At 51.0% G+C, this 20,051-nt stretch carries 20 protein-coding genes; 16 read left to right on the forward strand and 4 right to left on the reverse strand.

The window, feature by feature from the left end:
* Positions 1-105: 105 nt before the first annotated feature.
* Together ACS5NO_RS20335 and ACS5NO_RS20340 are read right to left on the reverse strand one after the other, a co-directional pair.
* Positions 106-1,662, reverse strand: a complete 1,557-nt coding sequence (locus ACS5NO_RS20335; RefSeq protein WP_439416833.1) for a DUF7133 domain-containing protein — start codon at positions 1,660-1,662, stop codon at positions 106-108.
* Positions 1,659-2,732 carry a plastocyanin/azurin family copper-binding protein gene (locus ACS5NO_RS20340; RefSeq protein WP_439416834.1) on the reverse strand — a complete coding sequence of 358 codons (1,074 nt, stop codon included), beginning with the start codon at positions 2,730-2,732 and terminating at the stop codon, positions 1,659-1,661. The genes ACS5NO_RS20335 and ACS5NO_RS20340 overlap by 4 nt, the downstream gene beginning before the upstream one ends.
* Before the next feature lie 207 nt (positions 2,733-2,939).
* Here ACS5NO_RS20340 and ACS5NO_RS20345 point away from each other — a divergent pair, with 207 nt between their 5' ends.
* The 13 genes from ACS5NO_RS20345 (at position 2,940) to ACS5NO_RS20405 (ending at position 16,013) form a co-directional block, all read left to right on the forward strand.
* The gene (locus tag ACS5NO_RS20345; protein ID WP_439416835.1) at positions 2,940-4,115 is read left to right on the forward strand and encodes a S8 family serine peptidase; all 1,176 of its coding nucleotides are present in this window, start codon (positions 2,940-2,942) and stop codon (positions 4,113-4,115) included.
* Positions 4,116-4,246: 131 nt separating this feature from the next.
* A complete protein-coding gene (locus ACS5NO_RS20350; protein WP_439416836.1) occupies positions 4,247-5,305 on the forward strand; it encodes a sulfite exporter TauE/SafE family protein in 1,059 nt (352 codons plus the stop codon).
* A gap of 93 nt (positions 5,306-5,398) precedes the next feature.
* Positions 5,399-6,592 carry a trans-sulfuration enzyme family protein gene (locus ACS5NO_RS20355; RefSeq protein WP_439416837.1) on the forward strand — a complete coding sequence of 398 codons (1,194 nt, stop codon included), beginning with the start codon at positions 5,399-5,401 and terminating at the stop codon, positions 6,590-6,592.
* Positions 6,593-6,637: 45 nt separating this feature from the next.
* Positions 6,638-6,865, forward strand: a complete 228-nt coding sequence (locus ACS5NO_RS20360) for a UPF0175 family protein (RefSeq protein WP_439416838.1) — start codon at positions 6,638-6,640, stop codon at positions 6,863-6,865.
* Positions 6,858-7,316 (forward strand): PIN domain-containing protein, encoded by a 459-nt coding sequence (locus ACS5NO_RS20365; RefSeq protein ID WP_439416839.1) that lies wholly within the window; start codon positions 6,858-6,860, stop codon positions 7,314-7,316. The genes ACS5NO_RS20360 and ACS5NO_RS20365 overlap by 8 nt, the downstream gene beginning before the upstream one ends.
* A gap of 1 nt (position 7,317) precedes the next feature.
* Positions 7,318-8,421 (forward strand): Gfo/Idh/MocA family protein, encoded by a 1,104-nt coding sequence (locus ACS5NO_RS20370; protein WP_439416840.1) that lies wholly within the window; start codon positions 7,318-7,320, stop codon positions 8,419-8,421.
* 67 nt (positions 8,422-8,488) lie between these two features.
* Positions 8,489-9,202 carry a phosphoadenylyl-sulfate reductase gene (locus ACS5NO_RS20375; protein ID WP_150881258.1) on the forward strand — a complete coding sequence of 238 codons (714 nt, stop codon included), beginning with the start codon at positions 8,489-8,491 and terminating at the stop codon, positions 9,200-9,202.
* 72 nt (positions 9,203-9,274) lie between these two features.
* The gene (cysD, locus tag ACS5NO_RS20380) at positions 9,275-10,177 is read left to right on the forward strand and encodes a sulfate adenylyltransferase subunit CysD (protein ID WP_439416841.1); all 903 of its coding nucleotides are present in this window, start codon (positions 9,275-9,277) and stop codon (positions 10,175-10,177) included.
* A 245-nt stretch (positions 10,178-10,422) separates the two neighbouring features.
* Positions 10,423-10,851, forward strand: coding sequence for a type II toxin-antitoxin system VapC family toxin (locus ACS5NO_RS20385; RefSeq protein ID WP_439416842.1), 429 nt, complete (start codon positions 10,423-10,425; stop codon positions 10,849-10,851).
* Positions 10,852-12,105, forward strand: a complete 1,254-nt coding sequence (locus ACS5NO_RS20390) for a sulfate adenylyltransferase subunit 1 (RefSeq protein ID WP_439416843.1) — start codon at positions 10,852-10,854, stop codon at positions 12,103-12,105. It abuts the gene before it with no gap.
* A gap of 214 nt (positions 12,106-12,319) precedes the next feature.
* Positions 12,320-14,464, forward strand: coding sequence for a ferredoxin-like domain-containing protein (locus ACS5NO_RS20395; RefSeq protein WP_439416844.1), 2,145 nt, complete (start codon positions 12,320-12,322; stop codon positions 14,462-14,464).
* Positions 14,465-14,564: 100 nt separating this feature from the next.
* A complete protein-coding gene (gene cobA / locus ACS5NO_RS20400) occupies positions 14,565-15,314 on the forward strand; it encodes a uroporphyrinogen-III C-methyltransferase (RefSeq protein ID WP_439416845.1) in 750 nt (249 codons plus the stop codon).
* A 129-nt stretch (positions 15,315-15,443) separates the two neighbouring features.
* Positions 15,444-16,013 (forward strand): precorrin-2 dehydrogenase/sirohydrochlorin ferrochelatase family protein, encoded by a 570-nt coding sequence (locus ACS5NO_RS20405; RefSeq protein ID WP_439416846.1) that lies wholly within the window; start codon positions 15,444-15,446, stop codon positions 16,011-16,013.
* On the opposite strand, the gene ACS5NO_RS20410 is transcribed toward ACS5NO_RS20405, so the two are convergent.
* A complete protein-coding gene (locus tag ACS5NO_RS20410) occupies positions 16,010-16,345 on the reverse strand; it encodes a hypothetical protein (RefSeq protein ID WP_114409507.1) in 336 nt (111 codons plus the stop codon). The genes ACS5NO_RS20405 and ACS5NO_RS20410 overlap by 4 nt on opposite strands.
* 90 nt (positions 16,346-16,435) lie before the next feature.
* Between ACS5NO_RS20410 and ACS5NO_RS20415 the strand changes: the two genes are divergently transcribed.
* Together ACS5NO_RS20415 and ACS5NO_RS20420 are read left to right on the forward strand one after the other, a co-directional pair.
* Positions 16,436-16,897: an OsmC family protein gene (locus ACS5NO_RS20415; protein WP_439416847.1), complete on the forward strand. Its 462-nt coding sequence runs from the start codon at positions 16,436-16,438 to the stop codon at positions 16,895-16,897.
* A gap of 162 nt (positions 16,898-17,059) precedes the next feature.
* Positions 17,060-17,854, forward strand: coding sequence for a thymidylate synthase (locus tag ACS5NO_RS20420; protein ID WP_439416848.1), 795 nt, complete (start codon positions 17,060-17,062; stop codon positions 17,852-17,854).
* A 4-nt stretch (positions 17,855-17,858) separates the two neighbouring features.
* Here ACS5NO_RS20420 and ACS5NO_RS20425 read toward each other — a convergent pair whose 3' ends face one another.
* Positions 17,859-18,143: a 2TM domain-containing protein gene (locus ACS5NO_RS20425; protein WP_439416849.1), complete on the reverse strand. Its 285-nt coding sequence runs from the start codon at positions 18,141-18,143 to the stop codon at positions 17,859-17,861.
* 144 nt (positions 18,144-18,287) lie between these two features.
* Between ACS5NO_RS20425 and ACS5NO_RS20430 the strand changes: the two genes are divergently transcribed.
* Entirely contained in the window at positions 18,288-19,982 is a 1,695-nt protein-coding gene (locus tag ACS5NO_RS20430) for a helix-hairpin-helix domain-containing protein (RefSeq protein WP_439416850.1), read from the forward strand.
* Positions 19,983-20,051 lie beyond the last annotated feature (69 nt).

Below are 20,051 nucleotides of genomic sequence, written 5' to 3' on the forward strand. Positions count from 1 at the left end.
ATCAGAGAAAAAAGGAGTTAAGCAGAGAAAACTCTGATAAACTCTGATTTCCTCCGCTTAACTCTGCGAAACAACTTTTTCTCGTCCCGCAAAAGTAGGATTTTCTTATGGATTCGCCTGCGTATTTCTCTGAAGTCGGTTGAGGGTATAGCAAACCAGGTGATTCAGAAGGTTTTGTTGGGTCGTGGAGCGAAGTTTGCCCAGTTCGAGTTCGTAAATATACCCGGCCTTGAGTTCCGACAGTTTCAGCGTCACAGTTTTCCCATCGGCCGAGAGTTCGGCATTTGAAACCGCCACGGGCTGCACGTCGAACTGCTTGGAGCCGTAGGCTTCGTGGTATTCGTAATAATAGCGTTTGAACTGAAAATTAGCCACTTGCTTCGCCGTAACCGCATCGAGTGGCTGCGTGAACGTCAGCGCAAAACCGGTCGGCGTCAGTTTCATGTCGGCCAGTTCGAGCGGTACTTTCCCCTTCCAGCGAACGTGCTGAATGCCCCGATCGCCCGCCCAGCCGTGGTCGGTTTGGCCAATCCAGAGACTTCCATCGGTCGCAAAAGCCAGCCGGTTATTTCCTTTCCGCAAACCACTTCCGACCAGAAACGGCGCACAGGCTCCCTGAATATGCCCATCGACGGTTTCAAGCATCAGCCGAACCAGGTACGGATGGTTCATCTCGCCAACCAGCATTTTTCCCGCAAACGGCCCAAACTTGCCACCGGTATTGTCCAGCACCGGCTGCGTCGGAGAATCCGCGATCCGGCTATGGGGAAACGCCACGCTCTCGACTGTCCTGAGACTATCCAGCATTTTGACCGGCAATTTGATGGGCGTAAGATGCGGAAACCCTTCCTTCCACAACAGGCTCGCCGGATGGCCGTAGTGTTTCCCTTCCTGAACGTGATACAATTTGCTCGTCCCCAACCAATCGCCCTGATTATCAGAAGCAAACAGATTTCCATAGGCATCAAACCCGATGCTATTGGGCGACCGAAAACCGCTGGCATAGGGATGCAGTTTTCCGTCGGGGGTCAGTTTCATGATCCAGCCCCGGTATGGTACCGCCGAATACATCCGGCCCGGTCGGCCCAGGGTGTCCAGTTTCCCGCGTACTTCCGGGAAAATTCCGGCTCCGTTCGACGCACAATTCAGAGCAATGAACAGATTTCCCTGTTTGTCTTTCACGGGACCAAAGGCAAATTCGTGGTAATTGCCGGACAGCCCAAAGTCATCGGTCACGGTAAGGTATTCATCCGCAACCCCGTCGCCGTTGGTGTCTTTGATGCGGGTCAGTTCCGGGCGTTGCATGACCAGAATCTCGTTGTTGCTGATTGCCATAATCCCCAGCGGATCGTGAATCCCTTCGGCAAACAGCTTCCAGGTTTTCGTTTTGGGGTTATACATCATGATTTCCCCCCGGTGAAACCCCGCGACAATCCGGCCATCGGGCATAATCGCCAGACCATCCGTTTCTGCCGTCAGCCCTTTGGGCATCTGAATGGTTTCAACCTCGTAATAATCCGTAATCGTATCGGCGGGGAAGTTTTTTGATGGGAACGCAGATGATACAGATAGAACGGATAACAACAGATAAATTAAAATCCGTTTGATCCGTCCAATCCGTGTCATCCGTGTTGCTATCAAACTCGTAGTTGTCGTTTTCATTCCGCAGTCATCGTTATCGTGAAGTTCCTCGTTCCGACCGGCAGTCGCACCATGCCGTCCTGAATTTTGCCCACCGACGGACGGTATTTGACGCCATCGCCGGATTTACAGGCAAAATAAACCGGTCCGGAAACCGCCCCCAGGCTGAAATACCGCACCAGCCCCCGCCCCGTCGGCAACGGTTTGATCATCTCCCGAACTTCAATTCCATTTACAGTATACCGAAATTCCGGGTAGCGGTTGATGAGTTTGTAGCCTTTGAAATGGACTTCCGGCAGCCGGTCGGCGGTACCAAAGCGGATCGGAAAACCGCCCTGATCCCGAAAATAGACGTCGCCGACCACGTGCGTCGGTTTTTTACCATTCCCATCCCAGTGGTCGCTTTGGTCGATGAATCCCCCTGTCCAGGCGTAACGCAACCGGCAAGCCCCGGCATCCCAGCAATACGCCTGTTTGGGCGTCAGTCCGACCGCAATGGAGGCCGGGCCGGAATCGGGCATGAAGGTTCTATATACCGCCGGGTATTTCAATTCATACGGATGGTCGGGCATGTGTCCGGCATGACCAGCCATATCGTCTTTGCGGTTGGCCGCTACGTTGGGATCTTTGTCCAGCGGGGGAACCGTTGCGGGCCGTCGGGTAACGTAAATGACGCCATACATCACAAAACCGTGCCCGGGATACGTACAGACGTAGGAGTAAATCCCTTCCTGTGACAGCACAAAGCTAATTTTTTCCGATTTGCCCGGTTCGACCGTTGCCGTGTGCGCCACAACATCCGGGGTGCGGGGAACATAATTGAGTTTGACGGCCTGATCGCCGAGCGCCAGCGACGTGTTGACCACCCTCAACCGCGAATTGGGCAACGTAACCACCAGATTGTGAGCCATGTCGTCGTAATTATCGAGGGTCAGATGGACCCGGGTGCCGGGGCGCACCACAAAACGCGGAACATCGTACTTCAGGCCTTCGATGGCCCGAATTGTCAAGGTTGTATCCTGAGCAAGGGCTACCGGAATTTTTAGGCCGCAAAGTGCAACGAAAAGCACTACAACTGCGTATTTTCTCATGAGGGAAAAGTATAGGAAAAAAAGCAAATTAACGGCTTTTTCTACTAATCTGGTTTCATTTCTGCAAAATCGCAACCGCATGAAACCGGGTACAATTTTCGATTTTCCCATTCGTTAATTAATGAGGTCTTTTCACTGTAACTACATGAATCTTATCGATCTACCGCTACTTTTTTCATTTCCCGGCTTTCTTAGAAATCAATTCGTATGCGGTGGACATTTTTATCGACTTGTTCTGTCAATGTCGCAATTCTCTCTCTATTAATTGGGTGTCAGTCTGATCCGGACGCCATTGGACCAGCGGGTGATTGCCTGGTTCAGTCTTCCGTCACCAACGGACAGGCCATTGCCGGTTCCTATATTGTGACGTACAAATCCACGGAGAACTTACCGGTAGCGCCGAATGCGCGGGTTGGTGCCGCCGTTCAGCAACTTTTAACCCGCCACGGCCTGAACGATCCAAATGCGCAGGTGCTTTTTTCCGGCGAATCGACCGGTTTTCTGGCACACGTGAGTGCCGCCGAAGCGGAAACGCTGAAAGCCGACCCATCCGTTGAACTAGTCGAACCCGACCGTATTATCTCCATTTGCAGTTGCGTCGATGTGGCCGTCACCTCCACGCTGACCTGGAATGTGAAGCAAACCGGCTACGGACGGGGCGATCTGAATCCCGACAAAACCGCCTGGATTCTCGATACCGGTATTGATCTGGATCACCCCGATCTGAACGTCGATACCAAACGGAGCCAATCGTTTCTGACCGGCAAAACCGCCGATGACGAAAATGGCCACGGAACCCACATTGCTGGCATTATTGGTGCGTTGAATAATAACATCGGCGTAACCGGCGTTGCTTCGGGTGCCACGCTGGTGGCCCTGCGGGTGCTGGACAATGAAGGCGAAGGCAAACTGTCGGCGCTGGTTCAGGCGGTTTCCTACGTCAATACCAACGGCAAAGCGGGCGATGTCGTCAACATCAGCATCGGTGGCGAAGGGACGTCAGCGAGCCTCGAACGGGTCATCAAACAGGCCGCCGACAAAGGAATTCTGTTTGCGATTGCGGCTGGAAACGAAGGAGAATCCGCCGAGAAATACGCGCCGGCCAATGTTAATCACGCCAATGTGTTTACGGTTTCGGCCATGGACCAAAGCGGCAATTTTGCTTCGTTCTCCAATTTCGGCCCGACGGTCGACATCTGCGCGTATGGCGTTCGGATCACGTCGACGTATTTGAACGGTCGCTATGCCACCCTGTCGGGCACTTCGATGGCGTCTCCGCACGTGGCCGGTTTGCTGCTAATCCGGGGGCGAACCATCCCGACCAACGGCTTTGTCAAGAATGATCCGGATGGAACCGCAGATCCGATTGCCGGGGGTGAATAATCAGGCGTGGTTCTTGCTTTAATCCAATCTATTGCCCACCTTTGCACTCGAATTCGATTATCCCGGCGGCATTTCTTAATGCCGTTTTTCATGAGAAGAATTCTCTACTAACTATATATAGCTAATTACCTATGCAGTCTATCTCAGCCTCCGACTCTTCGCCAGAAGCTTCTACCCCCGTCGGGCTGAACTTAAATGGATTGAAAATAACGGTTCAGGGTGAATCGGCGGCTGAGCAGGTGAAAGCCTTGCGGCAGGCGTTTCCGGAATTGGAAGTTGATCTGATTGCCGATGGTCCGGCCCGGTCCGTCATGCTTCGCCGTCGTAACCGAACCGAAATTGCCATTTATATTTCTTCGGCCCTGGCCCTGATGATTGTCGGGCATTTGCTGTTCAGTTACCTCACGCTCGACCGGCTGACGCTGGTCATGACGTCGCTGGAACTGAACAGTGATTTCTGGTATTACGTAGCGGGCGGTTTTGTGGCCCAGATGATCGACGGGGCATTGGGCATGGCTTACGGGGTGACGGCTTCGACGCTTCTGCTGACCGTGGGCGTAAGTCCGGCGGCTGTCAGTGCCAGTGTTCACAGTTCCGAAATATTTACCAGCGGAGTGTCGGGTTATATGCACCTGCGGTTCGGGAATGTCAACAGCAAACTCTTTAAAGCCGTCCTTATTCCCGGTGTCATTGGGGCCTGCATGGGCGCCTATGTGCTGGTGTCACTGGAACAATATTCGGTGTATATCAAACCCATCGTGGCGGTCTATACGGCCATTCTGGGGGTTTTGATCATTCAGAAAGCCTTGGCCAAACGGGTTAAGAAGAAGCCGATCAAAAAAATCGGGTTGCTGGCCTGGTTTGGCGGCACGATGGATGCCATTGGTGGTGGAGGCTGGGGACCGATCGTGTCTTCCACCCTAATTGCCAGCGGTCGTCATCCGCGTTACACAATCGGCTCGGTCAATCTGGCCGAATTTTTCATTTCCCTATCCAGTTCCCTGACCTTTGTTACGCTCATCGGTCTGACCCACTGGCAAATTATCATCGGTCTGGTTCTGGGGGGTATGATTGCCGCCCCCATTGCCGCCATCCTTTCGACCCGCTTGCCGATAAAAGCCATGATGATTATGGTCGGCGTTGTCGTAATAATCGTAAGTTTGCGGAATATTATTACAGTTTTATTTTGAGAAAAAAGAGGGTAGACAAGAGAGAAAAGATGCAAATCAACGGCTGCCACTTTCTTTATTCTCTTGTCTCATCTCTCTTGTCAATTTCCATTCATGAAAAGACAAACGAAAGCCATTCGGATCCAGACGAAGAAATCGCAGTACCGCGAACATTCGACGCCTTTGTTTTTGACTTCCAGTTTCACGTTTGAGAGCGCGGAGCAGGGAAAAGCCCTGTTTGAGGAAACCGAAGAAGGGAACATTTACTCCCGCTTCTCCAACCCGAACGTGACGGAATTTGTCGACAAGGTGTGTATGCTTGAGAACGCCGAAGCCGGCATTGCGACGGCAACCGGTATGGCTGCGGTTTTTGCGAGTATGGCGGCTTTGCTGAAATCGGGGGATCACATCGTAGCCTGCCGGGCGTTGTTCGGGTCGGCACACCAGATCATTTCGCAGATTCTGGTGAAGTGGGGCATCACGTATACCTACGTAGACGCCGACGCGTCGGAAGCGGACTGGGAAGCGGCCATCCAGCCCAACACCAAAATGGTATACCTGGAAACGCCCTCGAACCCGGGTCTGGAACTGGTCGATCTGGAGATGCTGGTTCGTTTGAAAAAGAAATACGGTTTTATCCTGAACGTCGACAACTGTTTTGCCACGCCGATTCTGCAAGCACCCCTCGATCTCGGTGCCGACCTCTCGGTTCATTCCGCCACGAAATACATGGATGGCCAGGGACGTGTGCTGGGTGGCGTTATCGTCGGCTCGGAAGAGTTGATGGCACCGATCCGGTTTTTTGCGCGGCATACCGGCCCGTCGATGTCCCCGTTCAACGCCTGGACGCTGTCGAAAAGCCTGGAAACGCTGGAACTTCGCATGGATCGTCATTGTGCCAACGCCCTGAAACTGGCACAGGCCCTGGAGCAACACGCGGATGTTCACGCCGTAAAATATCCGTTCCTGCCCTCCCATCCGCAGTATGAACTGGCGAAACGGCAGATGGAAGCCGGTGGTGCCATTGTCACGTTTGAGGTAGAAGGCGGTTTTGAGCGCGTAAAAGCCCTGTTTGAATCCTTGAAAATTGCCTCGCTTTCTTCTAACTTAGGGGATACGCGGACGATTGTGACGAATCCGTTTACGACGACGCATTCCAAACTAAAACCGGACGAGAAAGCCGCCTTGGGCATCACCGAAGGGTTGATTCGGGTATCGGTCGGACTGGAAGACGCCGATGATCTGGTTGAAGATTTTGAACAGGCGGTTCGGAAGTCGGCGGAAGTGCTGCAATCGGCAGCGCAATGAATTTTGTAGTCTGGATTCCAGTTATGAGTTCAAATCGCTACTAACATGAAAACACTGACCATTAATTTGCCCGACAATCTTGATATAGAGGAGTTTGAGGCTAAAATGCTTTTGGCTGGTCAATTGCACGAAAAAGGCAAAATAACACTGGGACAGGCAGCTGATATTGTCGGGATCAGCAAACGGTCTTTTATGGAGATTATGGGGCGGTTTGGGTTTAGTGTCTTTAATTATTCTGTGGAGGATCTTAGACGGGAAATTGCCAATGTCTGAAGTATTGGTTGTTTCCGATACATCTTCTATTATTTTGCTGGATAAAATCGGGGAAATAGAAATTCTCAACAAGTGCTTCGACAAAGTTTACACGACTCCCGTTGTTGCACGAGAGTTTGGTATTCTATTACCGGTTTGGATCATAGTTCAGGATACACACAACAAAATACAACAGGAAAAATTAAATGCCATTATGGATGCCGGAGAAGCCAGTGTTTTAGCATTGGCTTCTGAAATTGGTGAATGTTACGTTCTGATTGATGACAACAAAGCCAGACGGTATGCAGAAGCAATCTCTCAAAAATACGTAGGCACGTTGGGCTTACTACTCCGTGCTAAACGATTTGGAGTAATTCCTGCCGTTAGACCATTGCTTGACAAGATTAAGAAAACTGATTTCTGGGCTAGTGAAAGTTTATATGAATTGATTCTTGAAGAAGCCGGAGAATAACATGCGAATTACACTAGTCTTCTTTCTGTTTGTGATGACTTTAAGCTCACAAAGTAGCGCCCAAACCGCCAAAAAACCGCTCCGCGTTGGGGTGGTCGGTCTGGTGCATTCGCACGTCGGCTGGATTCTGAACCGGGCAAAGAAAACCGGCGACCCGGATATCGAAGTCGTTGGCATTGCCGAACCCAACCGGGAAGTGGCGGAGCGGTATATGCAACGCTACGGTTTACCGATGAGCCTGGTCTATTCAACGGTGGAAGAAATGCTGGACAAAACCAAACCGGATGCGGTAACGGCCTTCAATGAGATTAGCAACCACCTCAACGTCGTAAAGCTCTGTGCGCCCCGCGGCATTCACGTGATGGTGGAAAAACCGCTGGCGGTCAGCATCGATCAGGCCCGGCAGATGGAAGCCTTAGCCAAAAAGTACAAGATCCATCTGTTGACCAACTACGAAACCACCTGGTATGGCAGCAACCACAAAGCCTACCAGATTGCTGTAAAAGACGGCGCCATCGGCCCGATCCGCCGGATTGTCGTCCACGACGGCCACGATGGCCCCAGCCGGATGAACAAGGAATTTGTGGCCTGGCTCACCGATCCGGTTACCAACGGCGCCGGGGCCTTGTTCGATTTTGGATGCTACGGAGCCAATCTGGCGACCTGGCTGCTGAAAGGTGAACGGCCTACTTCGGTGAGTGCCTTTACCTTACAGATCAAACCGGATGTGTACCCAAAAGTGGACGACGATGCGACCATTGTGCTGACCTATCCCAAAACCCAGGTCGTTATTCAGGCGTCGTGGAACTGGCCGTTCAGTCGCAAGGACATGGAAGTGTACGGCGAAACCGGGTATGTGTTTACGCTCGACGGTACGCGAATGCGAATTCGGTTGAAGGAAGACAAAACCGAACAAACGGCGGAAGCGGCTAAAACCGATGCGCCGGTTACCGACCCGTTCGACTATCTGGCCCAAGTGGTGCGCGGTGAAACTAAATCCGTCGATGATTTGTCATCGTTGCAAGTGAACATGATTGTGATGGAAATTCTGGATGCGGCCCGTCGTTCGGCCAAAGAAGGAGGCAAACCCATCACTTTGAAGTAGGATAACTATAGCTTACTATAAATTTTGCGGACCAAACGGGGTGACCCGCGCAATCCGTCGGTAAAATATGATCGCGGAACCTTCCTATACAATCGACAGCCTGGCGGAACGCCTGGCGGGCAAGAGCGAAGTTGAAAGCCTGCAAACGCTGGCCGAATTATTTCCCGGCCAGGTGGTTTTTTCATCCAGCCTGGGCTACGAAGACCAGGTGATTACGGACATGATCCTGGCCAACAACCTTCCAATCCGGATTTTTTCGCTGGATACCGGCCGGATGTTCAATGAAACGTATCAGGTCTGGCAGAAAACCAACAGCCGGTACGATACCAAAATTGAAGCCTACTTCCCGAAAGGCGAATCGGTGGAGAAACTGCTGAACGAAAAAGGCCCGTTCAGTTTCTATGAATCGGTCGAAAACCGGAAAGAATGCTGTTTTATCCGGAAAGTAGAACCGCTCAACCGGGCACTGAAAGGCAATAAAATCTGGGTGACCGGTATTCGCGCCGAACAGTCGCAAAACCGCCAGACCATGACCCAACTGGAAGCGGATGATGCGCATCAGTTGATCAAATTTCATCCGCTGATGAACTGGTCGTTTGACGAAGTGAAAGCGTATGTGCGCCAGCACAATGTGCCGTACAACCCGCTTCACGACCGCGGTTTTGTGTCGATCGGTTGCCAGCCCTGCACCCGGGCCATTCAGGAAGGCGAAGACTTCCGGGCCGGTCGCTGGTGGTGGGAAGATAATTCGAAAAAGGAATGTGGTTTACATGCTAAATGAGTGATTGAGTGATTGAGTGAATTAGCGAAATGCCTTCACTCAATCGCCCATTCGCTCAATCACTCAATTGAAATGAAATTAGATTATCTCGATCAACTCGAATCGGAAGCGATTCAGATTATGCGTGAAGTAGCCGGTCAGTTTGAACGGCCCGCGCTGTTGTTCTCGGGTGGAAAAGATTCCATCACGCTGGTGCATCTGGCGCTAAAGGCTTTTCGTCCCGGCAAATTTCCGTTTCCGCTGGTTCACATCGATACGGGCCACAACTTTCAGGAAGCCACCGATTTCCGGGACTGGCTGGCCGAAAGCCTGGGCGAAAAGTTGATTGTCCGGTATGTGGAAGATACCATCCGGGAAAAGAAACTGAAAGAACCGACGGGCCGCAACGCCAGCCGGAATGCCCTGCAAACGTTTACCCTGCTCGACACCATCGAAGAATTTGAGTTCGATGCCTGCATTGGTGGTGCCCGGCGCGACGAAGAAAAAGCCCGCGCCAAAGAACGCGTCTTTTCGGTCCGTGACGAATTTGGTTCCTGGGACCCCAAACTTCAGCGCCCGGAATTGTGGAACATCTACAACGGCAAGATTCACAAAGGCGAAAACGTCCGGGTGTTCCCGATCTCGAATTGGACTGAACTCGACGTCTGGAACTACATCAAGCGCGAAAACATCGACCTGCCCAGCATTTATTTTGCCCACGAACGCGAGTTGATTCTGCGCGACGGCAAATTACTGGCAACGGCCAAAGGCGTGATTCAACCCGAGGAAAGCGATCAGATTGTGACCCGGCGGGTTCGTTTCCGGACCGTTGGCGACATTTCCTGCACCGCAGCCGTTGAATCGGATGCCGATACGCTGGAAGCCGCCATTGCCGAAATTCAGGCCACCCGCATCAGCGAACGGGGCGAAACCCGAATCGACGATCAGGTGTCGGAAGCAGCCATGGAAGACCGGAAGAAGGGTGGGTATTTTTAATGACTTACAGATATGCAGGTTCTGATAGAGGTCCCCGACGAAAAAGCTTCCTTTGTGATGGAATTGCTTAAAAATCTCTCATTTATAGAGATCAAAGACGATCCTTTTCTGCACCCATCGGAGGCAACTTTGCAGACTCCGCATTCTTTGTCACCCAAAACGGCGTCTTTGTTGGGGGCCTTCCCGGTTTTAGCGAACGATAGTTCCAATGCACGGGAAGATGCCATCGTAAGAAAACACCTTTAATGAAACCCATTGTATTTATTGATACCAATGTTGTAATCGATTTACTTGCCAAAAGGGATCCCTTCTGGAATTCTTCCGCCAGGGTTTTCGATTTAGCAGAGCGGGAAAAAATCCTGGCATTTGTAAGTCCCCTCACATTAGTAACGGTCTATTACATACTTCGGAATTATTATAAGGTACCTCATACAGATATTGTTCATCAGTTTGAGGTACTGTGTAGCTACATCGGCATTTCCACCATATCTAATCAACATATAGCATCAGCCATGAAGTCGGGTTTTACCGATTTCGAGGATGCCGTTCTTTATGAAAGTGCAAAAAACATTCCTGAACTTACAGACCTTGTTACCCGCAATCCGAAGCATTTTTTAGTAAGCGATGTAGCGATCTGTACGCCCGATGATTTTCTAAAAAAATACCTTTTTTAAATGGACTTACTCCGATTTATTACCGCAGGTAGTGTCGACGACGGCAAAAGCACGCTGATCGGCCGCCTGTTATACGATTCAAAATCCATTCTGGCCGACCAGATGGAAGCCATCGAACGCGCCAGCAAAAGCCGGGATGACGGTGAAATTGACCTGGCTTTACTGACCGACGGTTTGCGTTCGGAACGGGAACAGGGCATCACCATCGATGTGGCTTACCGGTATTTCCAGACCACGAAACGCAAGTTCATCATCGTCGATGCGCCGGGGCATATTCAGTATACCCGCAACATGGTGACAGGGGCTTCCAACTGCCAACTGGCGGTGGTCCTGGTCGATGCCCGTCACGGCGTCGTGGAACAGACACGCCGTCACTCGCTGATTGCGTCTATGCTCGGTATTCCGCACCTCGTGGTGGCCATCAACAAAATGGATCTGGTGGGATATTCCCAGGATGTCTTCTCCAATATCTGCATTCACTATAACGAACTGGCCCAAAAACTGAATGTTGGCGAAGTGACTTACATTCCGCTGAGTGCCTTAAATGGTGATAATGTGGTCGATAAGTCGGTCAACATGCCGTGGTACGAAGGCGAACCGTTGCTGAGCCATCTGGAAACCGTCGTGCTTGATCAGGATGAAAATCTGACCGATGCCCGGTTTCCCGTTCAGTATGTCATCCGGCCCCAAACGGCCGAGTTACACGATTACCGTGGTTACGCCGGCAAAATTACCAGTGGTATTTTCAGAAAAGGCGATGCCGTAACGGTTTTGCCAACCGGCGAAACGTCGACCATCGACGCCATCGAAATTGCCGAAACCCATTACGACGAAGCCTTTGCGCCCATGTCGGTCGTTCTGCATCTGGCCGACGATGTGGATGTGAGTCGCGGCAATCTCATCGTGAAGTCCGACAACTTGCCGATTGTGAGTCAGAATGTCGAAGCCCTCCTGTGCTGGATGGATGCCAAACCGCTGAAGGTCGGTAGTAAATACACGCTCCAGCACGGTACGTTCCGGACCCGCTGCGCCGTGCGTGAAATTGTGTATCAGTTGAACGTCAACACCTACGAAGAATTTACGGATGCCGAGAGCCTGAAATTGAACGACATCGCCCGCGTTATTTTGAAAACGGCGAAACCGGTCAGTTTTGATCCATACGGCAAAAACCGGGTCAACGGTGGTGCGATCCTGATCGATGAAACCTCGAACGTAACCGTGGGCGCGCTGATGTTGCAAGGTGAAGTGGAATAAGCAATGTGTAAACTGTTGATGGAATGATCAGTTTGCGTATAACCGCAGGTAATGACCAATAATAAAAAGTAGGTCTGCTCTTGCCGGTAACGGAACTCATAAATGAGTACATTTGTATGTAAACCATAGCTAAAAGTGCCGGAAAAACTTCCGGCCTTTTATTCAGAATATTAGTCTTTTAATTCTATCGACTATCTCACTAAAGCAATAGATCATGTCAGTTCAATTCACCGATAACGTCAGCGCAGCCGCAAAACGCGATATTCTGGTTCTACAGGAAAAAATTGGCAGTTTTGCTTCCGGCGACATGGCCGAAGAAAACTTCCGAAAATTCCGTTTGGGACGCGGGGTGTATGGCCAACGCCAGCCGGGTGTGCAAATGATCCGGATCAAATTGCCCTACGGACGCATTACGGCGGATCAGTTGATTCGAATTGCCGATATTTCCGACAAATACGCTACCGGAAACCTGCACGCTACCACACGGCAGGATATTCAGTTGCACTTTGTCAAACTGGCCGACACGCCCCAACTCTGGTCGGACCTGGAAGATGCTAAAATTACGCTGCGGGAAGCCTGTGGGAATACCGTCCGGAACGTGACCGGTTCGGCCAAAGCGGGCATCGATCCGGAAGAACCGTTTGATATTACGCCCTACGCCTACTCTATTTTCGACTATCTTCTTCGCAACCCGATTTGCCAGGAAATGGGTCGGAAATTCAAGATTGCCCTGTCATCGAGCGAGAAAGATGCCGCCTATGGCTACATGCACGACGTCGGTCTGGTTCCTCGCATCAATGAAGAAGGCAAACGGGGCTTTAAGGTGATGGTTGGTGGCGGTTTGGGCGCGCAGCCTTACATGGCCGAAACCGCGTTTGAATTCCTGGAAGAAGACAAAATTATCCCGTTTATTGAAGGCTGTATCCGCGTTTTCGACCGCTACGGCGAACGGACCCGGCGGCACAAAGCCCGGATGAAATTCCTGTTGCAGGACATTGGCCTGGAAGAATTTCTACGCCGGGTGGAAGAAGAACGGTTGGCGTTGAAGAACAAAACGTATGCGATCAATACCGATCTGGGTTTTACGTTCACCCCTGGCGAACCGTCATCCCAGATCAATCCGGCGGAATTATCAACCGACGCGCCGTATCAGGCATGGTTGAAAACCAACGTTTTCGAGCAGAAACAAAAAGGCTGGTATGCCGTTCAGTTGCGCGTTTTGCTGGGTGATATGCACTCCGACAAAGCCCGGGCCCTGGCGTCGCTGGTGAAACAATACGCCGGTGACGACATCCGCGTGACCGTCAATCAGGGGTATCTGCTGCGGTTTGTGAGTCCGGAAAACCTGCCCGCACTCTACGCAGGACTCGACACGCTCGGACTGGCAGCACCCGGTTTCGACTCAACCGCTGACATTACCACCTGCCCCGGGACCGATACCTGCAACCTCGCTATTTCGAGCAGCTACGGGATTACACGGGTGCTGGAAAAAATGATGACCGCCGAATTTCCCGATCTGATTTACAACAGCGACATCAAAATCAAGATTTCGGGTTGTATGAACGGTTGCGGACAGCACTCGGTCGCCAACATCGGTTTTCACAGTAGTTCCGTAAAAAACGGTGCTTACGTCATTCCAGCCTTACAGGTGTTGCTCGGCGGAGGTTTTAATGGCAAAGGTGAAGGGCTGTTTGGCGATAAAGTCGTCAAAATCCCAACCAAACGCGGCCCCGACGGACTCCGGATTTTGCTGAACGATTACGAAACCAACGGGTTCGAGGGAGAATACTACAGCGACTATTACGCTCGTCAGGGTAAAAACTATTTTTACACCCTCTTGAAACCGCTGGCTGACCTGAAAACCCTGTCACAGGAAGACTATACGGACTGGGATCACACCGAGCAGTTTGTGACCGAAATCGGAATCGGCGAGTGCGCGAGTGTCATGATCGACCTCGTGGCCACCACCCTGACCGAAGCCGCCGAAAAGCTGGGCTGGGCCAACGAAGCCTTCCGGGAAAGCCGCTGGGCCGACGCCATCTACCACGCGTACAACGTGTTCATTACCGGGGCCAAAGGCAGTTTGATGACAAAAGACATCAACACCAATACCCAGCACGGTGTCGTAAGCGATTTCGACAAAAACTTCATCGGCGAACCCGGTTTCCATACCGAAGAAGGTGGCTTCAAAGCCCTGGTGTTCAGCATCAACAAAAACGAACCGACGGAAGAATTCGCGCAATCGTTTATTGCCCAGGCCGAGTCCTTCATCGAGAACGTGAAAGCGTACCGCGAACGCCAAATTGAACAGGACGGCCTGCCGGAATTGCGGGAACTGGTCATTGCGAAAGACAGCTAAGAATGATGAGTTAAGAGTTAAGAGTTAAGAATTAAGAGTTGGCTGACGCAGACAACTTTTAACTTTTAACTCTTAACTCTTAACTCTTAACTTATTTCTAATGAAATTAACGTTGGTAGGTGCGGGTCCCGGTGATCCGGATTTGATAACTTTAAAGGGAGTGAAGGCATTGCAACAGGCCGATGTGGTCATGTATGATGCGCTGGTACATCCCGATTTACTGGACTATTGCAAGCCGAATGCGCTGAAAGTGTACGTTGGCAAACGCTTGAACGAATACTCTTGTACGCAGGAAGAAATCAACCCGCTGATCGTGCATTATGCCCAGAATTACGGCCATGTTGTTCGGCTGAAAGGGGGTGATTCGTTCATTTTTGGACGCGGGTACGAGGAGATGGAATACGCTCGGCAATTGGGGATTGAAACCGAAGTCATACCGGGTCTATCGAGCAGTTATGCCGTGCCGGCACTGGCGGGCATTCCGCTCACCACGCGGGGTGTCAGCGAGAGTTTCTGGGTGGTTACCGGCACTACCAAAACCGGACAACTCTCTCAGGATCTGCACCTTGCCGCCCAGTCGACAGCGACTGTCGTCATTCTGATGGGTATGCATAAGCTGGCCGAAATCATGACGGTTTTTGGCGACTGTGGCAAAGCCGGGTTGCCGGTTGCCATCATCCAAAACGGTTCGCTCACGGAAGAACAGGTGGTTACCGGAACGGTTTCGACCATCTTGGAGCAAGTAGCTACCTCAAAAATTAGCTCTCCGGCCATCATCGTCGTTGGTGAAGTAGCCCGGCTGCGGGAGTTGCAGTTGGCTGATTTACAGCAGGCTATTGCCAGCAACTAATCCAATTACTTTTACATTTAGTATTTAACATTTTACGTTTTAAATTATCTTTTAATATTAAATGTAAAATGATAAATATTAAATGTAAAAGTGGGTTGTGATGGTATTTTTTGCTTTCTTTCCTCATCCATGAACAACCTCTTCCCTATTTTCGTAAAAATTGAAAACCTGCAAACGCTGGTGGTGGGTGGCGGTTATGTGGGGCTGGAAAAAGTAACGGCGCTGCTCTCCAATGCGCCCTATGCCCCGGTTACGCTGGTTTCGCCCGAAATCCGGCAGGAAATTGTGGTTCTCGCGGAACAACACGCCAATCTCCACCTGATCTACGATTCCTATGCCATCAAGTATCTGGACAACAACGATTTAGTCATCGTAGCGACAAACGATAAAGCCGTTAATGTTCAAATACAAACCGATTGCAAAAACCGCCGGATCCTCGTCAATGTAGCCGATACGCCCGATCTGTGCGATTTTTACCTGAGTTCGGTCGTCAAAAAAGGAGATTTGAAAATTGCCATTTCGACCAACGGTAAATCGCCGACATTTGCCAAACGGTTTCGGGAAGTGCTGGAGGACATATTGCCGGACTCTCTACAGGAAACCCTCGACAACCTGCAAGCCATCCGAAACCGCCTGAAAGGTGATTTTCAGCACAAAATGGAACGGTTGAACGAAATTACGAAGGTGATGAAATCCTAAAATCGGGGCAACAATTCCGCCAGATTGAGCGGTTCTTTCCGCAAAATGAAAACGTAGATCAACCCGGCCAGAACCAGATACATCGCAATCAGCCACTTCTTTTTCTGCTCAAACTCAGCGGGATGATGGTAGTAATCATAATACATCGAGGCTGACAGGGCCAACACCATCAGAAAGAAAGAGAACACCGCACAATCCGTCCGATACGCCACCAGATCGTGCATGAAACGGGCTCCCATCACAATGTAAAGCAGCCAAAAACCGAACCCGGCGCGGTATAAGTAAACGCTGAACCGCCGGTCGTTTTTTAAATCAAAGAGTCGGTCCGACATGATTGTCAGGAATTTATTCGAGTGAAATTACGTAATTTATGAGAAACAAGCAATTTTGTAACGAGTCCGTATACCACTAACGAAAAAACCATGCTAAGTGAGCAATCCAATACCGTTTCTCCGAAAGTAAAAACCATGAAAGTGGAGCTGAATCGTGTCGACGACGCTTTCCACTTCGAAGCAACCGGGGTTTCTGACGTTCCCATCCACATCGATGGTGCCGTTGACATTGGCGGTCACAACGCCGGCGCACGGCCAATGGAAATGCTGTTGATGGGGCTGGCCGGTTGTAGCGCCATCGACGTCATTCTAATTCTGAAAAAACAGCGCCAGGTGATCGAGGACTTCCGCATTACCGTCGAAGGTCAACGACCCGCCGATGTGACGCCCGCTCCTTTTCAGTCCATCCATTTGCACTACATTCTGAAGGGCGATCTGGACGAAGACAAGGCGCGCCGGGCCATCGACCTGTCCATGGACAAATACTGTTCGGCTACAGCCCAGCTTCGTCCGACGGCCAGCATCACATATTCGCTGACGATTGAGAAATAAAAATAGACAAGAGAAGTAAGACAAGAGATGTGAGAAAAACCGGACGTTAGTAGTCAGACCATGAACGTTTTGTCTTTTTTCTCTTGTCTCACCTCTTTTGTCCGGAATCTTTTATCTCCCGAAAGGCTTTTTAACCCGAAAGCCTTTTTTTATTTTGGCATTATGAAACAATACCACGACCTGCTCCAACATATTCTAGCCAACGGCACCCGTAAAACCGACCGAACCGGAACGGGCACACTCAGCGTTTTTGGACACCAGATGCGGTTTGATTTACAGGAAGGCTTTCCGCTCGTTACGACGAAAAAAATACATCTGAAGTCGGTTATTCACGAATTACTGTGGTTCATCAAGGGCGATACGAACATCGGGTACCTGACCGAACACGGGGTGAAGATCTGGGACGAATGGGCCGATGAAAATGGCGAACTGGGTCCGGTGTACGGCAAACAATGGCGAAGCTGGGAAGCCCCGAACGGTCAGCTCATCGATCAATTACAGGATGTTCTGAAGCAACTGAAATACCGTCCCGACTCGCGCCGGATGATCGTCTCAGCCTGGAATCCGGCGGACGTTCCCAACATGGCGTTGCCGCCCTGTCATGCGTTGTTTCAATTCTATGTCGCTGAAAATCAGCTATCCTGTCAATTGTATCAACGCAGTGCCGATGTATTTCTCGGTGTTCCGTTTAATATTGCCTCCTACGCGCTGCTCACCATGATGATTGCGCAGGAGTGCGGCTATGAAGCGCACGAGTTTATCTGGACGGGCGGTGATACCCACCTGTATCTCAACCACCTGGATCAGGTAAAGGTGCAGCTTTCCCGCGAACCACGCGAGTTACCGGTGATGAAGCTGAATCCGGCGGTGAAGTCGATCTTCGATTTCAAATACGAAGACTTCAAGCTGGAGAACTACGATCCGTATCCGGCCATCAAAGCACCGGTAGCGGTTTAACAAACTAAAGACCGTGGGTCCGTTTGAGTTTTTCATATTCGCGTTCGGCCAGATTTTTTTCGTTAAAACCGTGGTAAACGCTGAAATAATGAGAGATTAAGCCGATTCCCCAGCCCAGTGTGGTCCAGAGGGGCCACGGATACGTGCCCCATTTCTCCTGAAAAACCAAAAAGATAACCAGCCAGATCAGCCAAAGAACAACGTTGACAAACAGATAAGTCCGCAGATGCATTTTAAAGCCGGCACGGGCTTTAGCCTGCTTCCAAAGATGAGGGTCGCGTGTGTCCATGAAGGGGTCTACGAGTGTTGGGAGAATTAAGTTAGTGAGATTCAATCCATAATCCATATGTTAGGCCAACTTTCTTTTGCAGCGGGACTATAAGAAACCGCTCCTGAAAGATTGGTAACAAAAAATCGCCCTTTCCCCGACACCATGACCAACACCGAAATTATCGATATCCTGGAACTGACGGCCAAGCTCATGGAGCTTCACGATGTGGATGCGTTCAAAACCCGGTCGTTTCAGGCAGCCGCTTTCAACCTCGACAAAATCAGTGAAGACCTCACCAAGATGTCGTTTCCAGAACTGCTCAAGTTGCCGGGCGTTGGTAAATCCGTAGCCGGAAAAGTGTTGCAGATTATCGAAACCGGACGGCTTCAGGACCTTGACGATCTGCTGGCCCAAACCCCCGAAGGTGTGCTGGAAATGTTTCGGATCAAAGGCATCGGTGCCAAAAAAATCCGAGTCATCTGGCGCGACTTCGGAATCGATACCATCCGGGATTTGCGGCTGGCCTGCGAGAGCGGTGAAATCGCCAAAATCAAAGGATTCGGCGAAAAAACACAGCAGGCCATTCTCGAATCGCTGGCCTTTCTGGAAAACCAGTCCGGCAAACTCCGCATGGACAAAGCCGAAGCCTTGTCGAATATGCTGCTGGATGTATTTGAAAAGGAGTTCAGCCGCGTGGAAGTGGCCGGGCAAATCCGGCGGAAAAGCGAGGAAGTCGATACCGTTCAATATGTTGCCAGTACCACCGATCCGATCGCTGCCTTTGAATTTCTGAACTCCCTCTCCTACCTCGAACAGAATGAAATCGACTCTTCGCCTTTCATCTGGCGGGGGCAAGCGAGTGGTTATGATGTTCAGGTCGAGATCATTACCACGCCGGCCGATCGGTTTGAAAGCCAGTTATTCACGCATTCGGCGGCCGAAAGACACCTGACGACAACCGGCGCATCGGGCCGAACACTATTACAAACCAGCCGGGCGTTTCCGGGCGAAGCCGAAGAAGCGGTGTATGAACGGGCCGGACTGCCTTTCATCGTACCGGAAATGCGCGAAGGCGGTTTTGAGTTCGACTGGGCGCAAACCCATTCGCCCGACGACCTCGTGACCTGGGACGCACTGCGCGGCATTCTGCACAACCACAGCACCTATTCCGACGGCAAACACTCGCTCGAACAAATGGCGACCTATTGCCGGGAGCTGGGATTTTCGTATTTCGGCATCGCCGACCACTCCCAATCGGCCACGTATGCCAAAGGGCTGGAACCATACCGTGTGCAGCAACAGCACGAAGAAATCGACCGGCTCAATGCTCAGTTTGGCGGATCGTTCAAGATTCTGAAAGGCATTGAATCCGATATTCTGGGTGACGGTTCGCTGGATTACAGCGACGACCTGCTGGCCACGTTCGATTACGTCGTGGCATCGGTGCATTCCAATCTGTCGATGACCAGCGAAAAAGCGACGGCCCGGCTGATCAACGCCATTCAGAATCCCTACACGACCATTTTAGGACATCCGACGGGTCGTTTGTTGCTGGCCCGGGCGGGCTACCCCATTGATTACAAAGCCGTCATCGATGCCTGCGCCCAACACGGGGTCGTGATCGAAATCAACGCCAGCCCCTGGCGGCTCGATCTCGACTGGCGCTGGATTCGGTATGCCGTCAATCAGGGCGTTATGCTGAGTATTAATCCCGATGCACACGAAATGCCCGGTTTTCACGACATGCACTATGGTGTGGCGGTTGCCCGCAAAGGCGGTTTGACCAAAAGCATGACGTTTAATACCCTCAGTTTAAATGAAATAGAAGCGCATCTACGGAAAAGAAGGCGTCAGTAGCCGGTTTCGGTATCGATCAAATAACGAATGTAATTTTAATCCTAAGTTTATTCGTTATTTACTATTCAA

It is taken from the genome of Larkinella fluvii, from assembly GCF_051857545.1.
Classification (GTDB): Bacteria; Bacteroidota; Bacteroidia; order Cytophagales; family Spirosomataceae; genus Larkinella.

Excerpts from the sequence above, each read along its gene's own strand:
- ACS5NO_RS20335 (WP_439416833.1), bottom strand. The coding sequence starts at position 1,662 with ATGAAAACGACAACTACGAGTTTGATAGCAACACGGATGACACGGATT.
- ACS5NO_RS20340 (WP_439416834.1), bottom strand. The coding sequence starts at position 2,732 with ATGAGAAAATACGCAGTTGTAGTGCTTTTCGTTGCACTTTGCGGCCTA.
- ACS5NO_RS20345 (WP_439416835.1), top strand. The coding sequence starts at position 2,940 with ATGCGGTGGACATTTTTATCGACTTGTTCTGTCAATGTCGCAATTCTC.
- ACS5NO_RS20350 (WP_439416836.1), top strand. The coding sequence starts at position 4,247 with ATGCAGTCTATCTCAGCCTCCGACTCTTCGCCAGAAGCTTCTACCCCC.
- ACS5NO_RS20355 (WP_439416837.1), top strand. The coding sequence starts at position 5,399 with ATGAAAAGACAAACGAAAGCCATTCGGATCCAGACGAAGAAATCGCAG.
- ACS5NO_RS20360 (WP_439416838.1), top strand. The coding sequence starts at position 6,638 with ATGAAAACACTGACCATTAATTTGCCCGACAATCTTGATATAGAGGAG.
- ACS5NO_RS20365 (WP_439416839.1), top strand. The coding sequence starts at position 6,858 with ATGTCTGAAGTATTGGTTGTTTCCGATACATCTTCTATTATTTTGCTG.
- ACS5NO_RS20370 (WP_439416840.1), top strand. The coding sequence starts at position 7,318 with ATGCGAATTACACTAGTCTTCTTTCTGTTTGTGATGACTTTAAGCTCA.
- ACS5NO_RS20375 (WP_150881258.1), top strand. The coding sequence starts at position 8,489 with ATGATCGCGGAACCTTCCTATACAATCGACAGCCTGGCGGAACGCCTG.
- cysD (WP_439416841.1), top strand. The coding sequence starts at position 9,275 with ATGAAATTAGATTATCTCGATCAACTCGAATCGGAAGCGATTCAGATT.
- ACS5NO_RS20385 (WP_439416842.1), top strand. The coding sequence starts at position 10,423 with ATGAAACCCATTGTATTTATTGATACCAATGTTGTAATCGATTTACTT.
- ACS5NO_RS20390 (WP_439416843.1), top strand. The coding sequence starts at position 10,852 with ATGGACTTACTCCGATTTATTACCGCAGGTAGTGTCGACGACGGCAAA.
- ACS5NO_RS20395 (WP_439416844.1), top strand. The coding sequence starts at position 12,320 with ATGTCAGTTCAATTCACCGATAACGTCAGCGCAGCCGCAAAACGCGAT.
- cobA (WP_439416845.1), top strand. The coding sequence starts at position 14,565 with ATGAAATTAACGTTGGTAGGTGCGGGTCCCGGTGATCCGGATTTGATA.
- ACS5NO_RS20405 (WP_439416846.1), top strand. The coding sequence starts at position 15,444 with ATGAACAACCTCTTCCCTATTTTCGTAAAAATTGAAAACCTGCAAACG.
- ACS5NO_RS20410 (WP_114409507.1), bottom strand. The coding sequence starts at position 16,345 with ATGTCGGACCGACTCTTTGATTTAAAAAACGACCGGCGGTTCAGCGTT.
- ACS5NO_RS20415 (WP_439416847.1), top strand. The coding sequence starts at position 16,436 with ATGCTAAGTGAGCAATCCAATACCGTTTCTCCGAAAGTAAAAACCATG.
- ACS5NO_RS20420 (WP_439416848.1), top strand. The coding sequence starts at position 17,060 with ATGAAACAATACCACGACCTGCTCCAACATATTCTAGCCAACGGCACC.
- ACS5NO_RS20425 (WP_439416849.1), bottom strand. The coding sequence starts at position 18,143 with ATGGACACACGCGACCCTCATCTTTGGAAGCAGGCTAAAGCCCGTGCC.
- ACS5NO_RS20430 (WP_439416850.1), top strand. The coding sequence starts at position 18,288 with ATGACCAACACCGAAATTATCGATATCCTGGAACTGACGGCCAAGCTC.